This is a genomic window from Thermoflexus sp. (assembly GCF_034432235.1).
Taxonomy (GTDB): domain Bacteria; phylum Chloroflexota; class Anaerolineae; order Thermoflexales; family Thermoflexaceae; genus Thermoflexus.
Window position 1 is genome coordinate 1 of sequence record NZ_DAOUCJ010000088.1, and the last position, 7,541, is coordinate 7,541.

The 7,541-nt window shown below is 66.2% G+C and carries 7 protein-coding genes; 2 read left to right on the top strand and 5 right to left on the bottom strand.

Features of this window, described 5'->3' with window-relative positions; all coding sequences use genetic code 11:
• Together VAE54_RS11065 and VAE54_RS11070 are read left to right on the top strand one after the other, a co-directional pair.
• Positions 1–1,062, top strand: a 1,062-nt coding sequence (locus tag VAE54_RS11065) for a HAMP domain-containing sensor histidine kinase (protein ID WP_322802024.1), incomplete at its 5' end; no start/stop codon positions are given.
• A 1-nt stretch (position 1,063) separates the two neighbouring features.
• Entirely contained in the window at positions 1,064–1,579 is a 516-nt protein-coding gene (locus tag VAE54_RS11070; protein ID WP_322802025.1) for a DUF421 domain-containing protein, read from the top strand.
• A 289-nt stretch (positions 1,580–1,868) separates the two neighbouring features.
• Here the strand turns inward: VAE54_RS11070 and VAE54_RS11075 are convergent, their stop codons facing one another.
• Genes VAE54_RS11075 through mntA form a run of 5 tightly spaced genes read right to left on the bottom strand, consistent with a single transcriptional unit; the run spans position 1,869 to position 7,383 of the window.
• Positions 1,869–3,224: a (Fe-S)-binding protein gene (locus tag VAE54_RS11075; protein ID WP_322802026.1), complete on the bottom strand. Its 1,356-nt coding sequence runs from the start codon at positions 3,222–3,224 to the stop codon at positions 1,869–1,871.
• Positions 3,225–3,270: 46 nt separating this feature from the next.
• On the bottom strand, positions 3,271–4,839 hold the full coding sequence (locus tag VAE54_RS11080; RefSeq protein WP_322802027.1) for a glycerol-3-phosphate dehydrogenase/oxidase: 1,569 nt from the start codon (positions 4,837–4,839) through the stop codon (positions 3,271–3,273).
• Between the two features lie 30 nt (positions 4,840–4,869).
• A complete protein-coding gene (locus VAE54_RS11085) occupies positions 4,870–6,498 on the bottom strand; it encodes an FAD-binding oxidoreductase (protein WP_322802028.1) in 1,629 nt (542 codons plus the stop codon).
• A gap of 59 nt (positions 6,499–6,557) precedes the next feature.
• Entirely contained in the window at positions 6,558–6,971 is a 414-nt protein-coding gene (gene hepT, locus VAE54_RS11090; protein ID WP_322802029.1) for a type VII toxin-antitoxin system HepT family RNase toxin, read from the bottom strand.
• The gene (gene mntA / locus VAE54_RS11095) at positions 6,925–7,383 is read right to left on the bottom strand and encodes a type VII toxin-antitoxin system MntA family adenylyltransferase antitoxin (RefSeq protein WP_322802030.1); all 459 of its coding nucleotides are present in this window, start codon (positions 7,381–7,383) and stop codon (positions 6,925–6,927) included. The genes hepT and mntA overlap by 47 nt, the downstream gene beginning before the upstream one ends.
• Positions 7,384–7,541: the final 158 nt, after the last annotated feature.

A 7,541-nucleotide genomic window follows, 5' to 3' on the forward strand; every position in this document is an offset into this window, starting at 1 on the left:
CAGGGAGAAATCGTGTGGCAGGCCGCTCTCCGGGGAACGGATTCGGATATCATCCTGGATGTTCTGGTCCCGGTGACCAACGACCAGGGGGTCCGCCTGGGGTATGTGCGGCTGCTGCACCGTTTGCCCGACGTCACGGAAGGATTCCAGCGGGTTCGTCGTCTGGTGCTGGGGACGCTGGGGGTCGGATTGCTCTTGAGCGCGCTGTTCGGCTGGATTCTGGCTCAGTCCTTAAGCCGCCCGCTCCAGCAAGTCGCCCGGGCCATCGCCGAGGCCCCGCTGGAAGGGCCCGCGGTGACCTTGCCGGAAAGCGGACCCCAGGAAGTGCGTCAGCTGATCCGGGTTTTCAACCGGCTTCAACGACGGCGGGTCGAGCTGGAGGAGGCGCGCCGCTTGCTGCTGCGAAGCGTTGTTCATGAATTCGGCCGGCTGATCGGCGCGCTCCGGGCAGCCTTCCATGCCCTTCAGGGAGGGGCGATGGAAAACCCGACTCTCCGTCGGGAGCTGCTGCAGGGGATGTCGCAGGCGACCACTGAGCTGACCCGCTTGCTGGAGGACCTCACGCAGCTCTATCGCCATGCCGCTGGCCCCCTCTCTCTGCAGCGGCGTCTCCTCACGCTGACGCCATGGCTTCGAGAACGCGCGGCCCTCTGGGCTGAAATGGCCCGTGAGAGAGCCCTGCACTGGAAGGAGGAGATCCCCCCGGATCTTCCCGCGATCCAAGCGGATCCCGAGCGACTGGCCCAGGCGCTGGAGAATCTGGTGGATAATGCCATCAAGTTCACGCCGGCAGGGGGATCGGTCACCCTCCGCGCGGAGGTCCGGGATCGGGAGGTCTGGATTTGTGTTCAGGACACCGGCCCAGGGATCCCCATGGAGGACCTGCCGCGCCTCTTCGAGCCATTCTACCGGGGCCGTCAGGAAGGTCGCCCGGGCCTGGGGCTGGGATTGTTCCTCGCCCGGACCATCGTGGAGGCCCACGGCGGGCGCCTGGATGTGGAGAGCCGGGCTGGGGAGGGAAGCTGTTTTATGCTGATCCTGCCGCTGACGATAGGAGGTTAAGATGCTGAACCCGATGGTGCCGGCATGGGAGATCGCAATCCGTGCCATGGTCGTTTATCTGGTCATCCTGATCGGCCTGCGCCTGAGCGGAAAGCGGGAGATCGGCCAGATGACGTTCTTCGACTTGGTGCTGTTGTTGTTGCTGGCCAATGCGGTTCAGAACGCTATGGTCGGGCCCGATACCTCCCTGACCGGGGGGCTCTTGGCGGCGGGGGTCCTGCTGACCCTGAACGCCGCCGTGGCGTATGGGCGCCTCCGATGGCGGCCGCTGCGGATCCTGCTGGAGGGGACACCTACTTTGCTGGTGCTGCACGGCCAGGTGCTGGAGCATAACCTCCGGCGAGAAGGGTTGGATGTGGAGCTCCTGAAGACGGCCCTGCGGGAGCATGGAGTAACCGATATCCGGGATGTGGAGATGGCGGTTCTGGAGGTTGATGGCTCGATCAGTGTGATCCCCACCGGTGGAACCACGCATCGGATCCGGCATCCGGCGCGGTTCCTCCGCCGCTCGGGATAGCCTTCGAAACGCTTTGTCCCCTTTCCTCAGCGCCTTCCTGAAGATCGAGCGCCTGGAGCTGATCAGGGAATTTTTCGGAGGGGGCCCCTATCGTTATTCCGGCGGAAGTTACAGAGGAGATCGCCAGAGCCGGGCTTCTGGCTGAGATGATCGAGGCGAGAGCGATACAGGTGGAAATGCCCCTCTCCGGTGAAGCGCGGGAATTTTTGGAAAGCTAGGCATCGGACCAGAAGCTTTCAGCTCTCCTTCTCTCTCCGGCACAGGTAATTGCAGCGGGGGCTGCCCCTCCTCAGGTTCCAGCCCCCGATGGGGAATCTCCCCCGGCTTCATCCAGTAGCTCCACTACATGCTGGACAGGGATCGGGATCCCGGCCCGCCGCAGGCCCATGGCGAGCTGCAGCATGCACCCGGCGTTGGCAGTCACCACCCGATCGGGCGCAATCCGGCGGATCTGAGCTACTTTCTCCTCGAGCAGAGCGTTGGCGATCTCCGGATGGGTGATGTTGTAGATCCCCGCGCTGCCGCAGCAGAGATCCCCATCGGGCAGTTCAATCACCGTCAGGCCAAGCGCCCGGAGCAGCCGTCGGGGTTGCGCGCGAACCCCCTGGCCGTGGGCCAGATGACATGGATCCTGGTAGACCACCCGCCCGGATAGGCGTCGGGGGAGAGGGCGCAGGCCTGCCGCGTCCAGGAACTCGGTGACGTCCCGCACCTTCGCGCTGAAGGCGCGGGCGGCTTCCGCCCACCGGGGATCATCGCCCAGGAGTTCGCCATACTCTTTCATCGCCACCCCACAGCCGGCGGCGTTGACCAGGATGGCATCCACTTCCTCTCGCAGAAAGGCCGTGAGATTCCGGCGGGCCAGGGCCTGGGCCCGACGTCGCTCCCCGGCGTGGACGTGGAGGGCACCGCAGCAGACCTGGCCACGGGGGATCACCACCTCGAACCCCTGGCGGGTGAGGACCCGGATGGTGGCCTCCTGGATGGGGGCCAGCAGGGTGCGCATGACGCATCCGGCCAGCAGGGCGACGCGTCCCCGTCGCTCCCCGATCGCCGGGAACACCCGGCCGGTGACCATCCCGCGCGCCGGGATCCGATCCGGCAGCATGTTCTCCATCGTCTGGAGCGCGCGGGGCATGCGGTGCAGCCAGCCGGCTTTTCGGATCATCCGCTGGATCCCGGCGGCCTGATACAGCCAGAGCCCGCGGGCGAGGAGGGTCAGGAAGGACGGGTGGGAGAGGATCAGGCCGAAGACCAGGGCTCGCAGCAATCGCTCCCCGGGGGAGATGGGCAGGGCCTGCCGGATCTGCCAGCGGGCAGCTTCCACCAGGCGGCCGAATTGCACCGTGGCCGGGCAGGCCGTCTGACATGCCCGACAGGCGAGGCAGACCTCCATATGTTCCCGGAAATCAGGGTTCAGCTCCAGGCGCCCCTCCGCCACTGCCCGCATCAGATAGATCCGCCCGCGGGGGGAATCCGGCTCCCAGCCCAGCACGCGGAAGGTGGGGCACTGGTTCAGGCAGAGCCCGCAGTGGGTGCAACGCAGGATCTCCCCGTAATCCGGCGGATGATCCGGCGTAAACCCCTGCACAAGGGGGATCGCATGGACCGGCGCCGATTCCGCCGCCGAAACGGTCGAGGCCATCATCTGCGCTCCTCAGGAAAATGGAATAACTCAGGGCTGGGATGGATCACGTGGGCGGCTGGTAAGCGTTCCTCCAGATCTGCCGGTAGCGCTCGACTTCCTGGGCCCACTGTTTCTCATCCCAGCCCAGCATCGCCCGGAGCCGGGAGCCATGGCGTTCCAGGAAGGGAAGCGCCCCCTCCGGCAGCTGGAAGCCCAGGCGGGTCCGCCGCAACAGCAGGTCATCCAGATGGACCACCGCCTCATGGGCAATGATCCATCGTATCTCAACCCATCGCAAATCGGTCCGGGGGATGCGCTCCTGCTCTTCGGACGGAGCCTGGAGGAACGCCGGGAGCAGTTCGGGATCGTAACGGCTGCTGAGGCGGAGACAGAGGGCCGGATCGAACTGCTCGGCCAGGGCCTGGGCGGCCTCGCGAACTTCGGGCCCCACCGGTTCCGGGGACCGTGGGGAGGGCGCGGGCAGGCGCCGCCGAAGGGCCCGGAGCGCATCCCGCGCCATCACCCGGAAGGTGGTGAGCTTCCCTCCGGTAACGGTCAGGATCTCTTCCTCCCACACCGCGTGATCCCGCGGCTCCCGGGAGGGCGGCTGTCGTCCCGTCCCGATGACCGCCCGCACCCCGGAGAAAGTGGCCGTAACGTCCGAGGCGGAAAGATCCAGGGAGGGGAACGCCCGCTGCAGGGCGAGCAACAGGTAATCCAGCTCCTCCGGCTGGATCGCCGGCTCGGCCTCCAGATCGTGGTGGTGATCCACATCGGTGGTGCCGACCAGCGTCATGCCCTCCCATGGGAGCACGTAGAGCGGCCGGTGATCCCGGGGATGGAGGAGGATCACCCCCTGGGCGAGGGGAAGCCGCCAGCCAGGGATCAGCAGGTGGCTGCCCCGCAGGAGCCGCAGCCGCGGCGGCCGATGCAGTTTTCCCCGTAGCTGATCCGCCCATGCGCCCGTGGCGTTCACGACCGCTCGGGCCCGCACCTCGATCTCCCGGCCGGATATCCGATCCCGGGCCATGATCCCCTCAATGGCTCCGGATCGCGATTGCAGGAAGCCTTCTACCCGGACGTAATTCAGCGCCACGGCGCCCCGGCGGACGGCGTTCTGGATCAACCGGAGCACCAGCCGCGCGTCGTCGGTGAGGGCATCCCCGTAGCGATAGCCCCCCTGGAGACCTTCCGCCCGGAGATGGGGGGCCAGGGTGAGCAGCGCCTCCCGGGAGAGGTAGTGGTGGTTTCGGCGGCCCGCGAACCTGTCGTAAATCCAGAGCCCGATGGCCAGCGTTGCTCGAGCGAGGGGATCCTCCCGGTAGAGCGGTATCAGGAAATTCAGAGGCTGGATCAGGCCGGGGAAGGCGCGCAGGAGATGTTCGCGCTCCCGCACGGAACGCCAGGTGGTGCGGACCTGCCCATGGCGCAGGTAGCGCAGCCCGCCGTGGACCATCTTCCCGGACCGGCTGGAGGTGCCCCAGGCGAAGTCATGCTGCTCCAGCAGCACCGCGCGGAATCCCCAGCGCGTTGCCTCCTCCAGCAGCCCGGCCCCCGTGATCCCGCCGCCGATGATGAGGAGATCCCAGGGCTCGTGGAGTCGAAGCCAGCCTTCTTCGCGGTTCAGGGGCATCGGCTCATCCCCGAAGGGACTTTCACCGGTTCATCCCCGGGCGAGTTCGCGCCCGTTCCCGGAAAATGAAGACCCCACCAGCTTGCCCGGATTCATCCGCTCGTGGGGGTCCACCGTCTGGAAGACAGCGCGCAGGATGGCTAGGCCGAGCGTTCCCTTCTCCGCCTCCAGGTAAGGCTGGTGATCCACTCCGACCCCATGCTGATGGCTGCTCGTCCCCTTTAGCCGCAGGATCGCCTCGCTGGCGGCCTGCTTCAGACGCCGCCAGCGCTCCAGGTTCTCCTCCGGGTCCGGAGCCAGGCGGAACATCAGCGTGGTGTAGACGTTAGCCCCATGCGGGTAGACATGCGAGATGTGGCTGAACACATACACGCGTTCCCCTATATCCGCCAGACCGCGGCGCAACGCCTCCTCGATGGCGGCGACCATGCGGGGCACCCGCGCCCAGATCACGGCCGTCTCCAGCGTGTCCACCGCGTAACCGAGCTCCCACAGGGTGTTGCGCAGGTAGGGCGAGCGGAACCGCTGGCGAAGCCATTCCCGGGCGAGAAGACTCCCCATGGATCGGCCTCCGTGCCGCGCGGCCATGTGATGAGCCTCCGCCATCGCTGCGTGGACCACCCGGCGCGACCCGGCGGCGGCGACCAGAAGCATGCAGGGGTTTCCCCCCAATCCCTGCAGGCGCAGCCAGCCTTCCAGCCAACGGACCAGCCGCCTGCGCCCCGTCAGGCGCAGCGTGACCCGGGTCTCCTCCGGCGTGCTCAGCCGGAGCATCGTGAGCGGCAGCCCGGCCTGGACCATCTCCCGGATCGCGGCCAGGCCTTCCGGGAACCCCGGGAAGAAGAAGGTCTGGAACGCCTCGGCCTCCGGGAGCGGGCGCACCCGCAGCGTGGCCTCCGTCAGGATCCCCATCCGGCCCTCCGAACCCAGGACCAGATGGCGGAGATCGGGACCAGCTGCGGAAGGCGGGAAGACGGGAAGAACAAGCGGCCCCTTTGGGGTCTCCACCCGCCCGCCGACGAAGAGATCCTCGATGCGCCCATAGCCCAGGGCGAACTGGCCGACGGAGCGGGTCATCACCCAGCCCCCCAGGGTCGAGTATTCAAACGATTGCGGGTAGTGCCCCAGCGTGAAGCCCTGGGCGCGCAGCGCAGCCTCCAGATCCGGGCCCCGGATGCCTGCCTGGAAGGTGGCCAGAGCGCTCACCGGGTCCAGCCCGAGGAGACGGTTCATGCGCTGGAGATCGATGACGAGGGCGGGACGGGGATCGGGGAGCACCCGCACATGCCCGACCACGCTGGTGCCGCCGCCATAAGGCACCACCCGCGCGCCCACCATCTCCGCGTAGGCCAGCAGGGCGCGCACCTCCTCATTCGTTTCGGGAAAGGCCACCCCGTCCGGCGCATGGATTCGCCCGCTGCGGAGGGCGATCCAGTCTGGAAGGCCCTGGCCGGCCGCGTGATGCAGCCGGATCTCCGGATCCGTCCGGATGAGGGGATGAGGGGGGAGGCGGGAAGGCGGGATGCCGGCCAGCGCTTCTTCCAGCGTGCAATCCCGGGGTGGGGTTCCCGGCCCGAGCTGCTCCTCCAGGAACTGAAGGGCGGAAGAGGGTAGAGGGACGGTCACCGAGTGCTCACCCCATCCGTTCCAGCGGCGCATGGAAAGCTCCAGCGAAGAAGATCAGGCGCATCTCTCCTCCTTCCCTATCCAGAGGCCTGTCACAGAAAAGCAGCGAAAAATCTCCGCAACCGCTCGAGATCTTCCAGGCCGGTTTGAAGGATTTCGTAAACGATCCGGCGATCCACTTCCATGTATTCATGGACCAGGATATTGCGAAACCCGATCATGCGTATCCATTTCTCTTTCAGCTCAGGCTCCAATCCGGCCCGTTCAGCCAGAATCGCTGGAATGTCGCTATACCATCGAACTTCCCCCAGGCCGAGATCAGCGATGACATGGTTGCCCATGTCCAGGAGGGCCTCGATGGCGAGCTGCAGAAAGCGCTCCGCGCTGCCATAGCGCTCGGGGTCCTGAATAAATTCCTCAAAGTGGTAGCGTCGCAGACGGCGCAGGATCTCCAGGTATTCATCCAGCTTGCGAAGTCGACGTTGAAGAACTTCCGGTCGAACCATGGAGGATCCTCCGTTTGTAAGCCTCCCGCTGCACCCGCAGGTAGGGGACGAAATCCAGATACTGGCGCACAACGCGGGAGAAGAAGGCCCCGGGATCGAAATCATCGGTCCGGTAGATGATCCGGTTGTGGCGGACCGCTTCGAACTTCAGGAGGATATCCTCAGTGTCCAGGAACACCACATCGACCCGGCAGAAGCCGTGGCGGGCGAGGTCGGCCAGCAGCGATAGAAGGTCCGGCCGCGGGAACCCCCGGCGCACCAGGATAGCCAGATCCAGGTCGCTCTCCGCATGCAGGCGGCCCTCGGCAGCGGAGCCGAAGAGGTAAACCGCTTCGATCTGGGGATATTTCCCGAAGATCTCCGTTAGGCGATCCAGGTTCGGAAAGGGGGCGCTCTCCGGATGATCCGGCATGGGTTTTCTCTCCCCAGGTTCCGACATGGCCATTATAGCGGATCGCTTCCTCTCCCCAAACGGGCAGGTCCGACCATGGCCGTTCGAGGGAGGCACAGGCCCGGAGCTCGCATTATACGGGGGTTGATTCCGTTGTGAACGCATGGCGTGTCGAATGA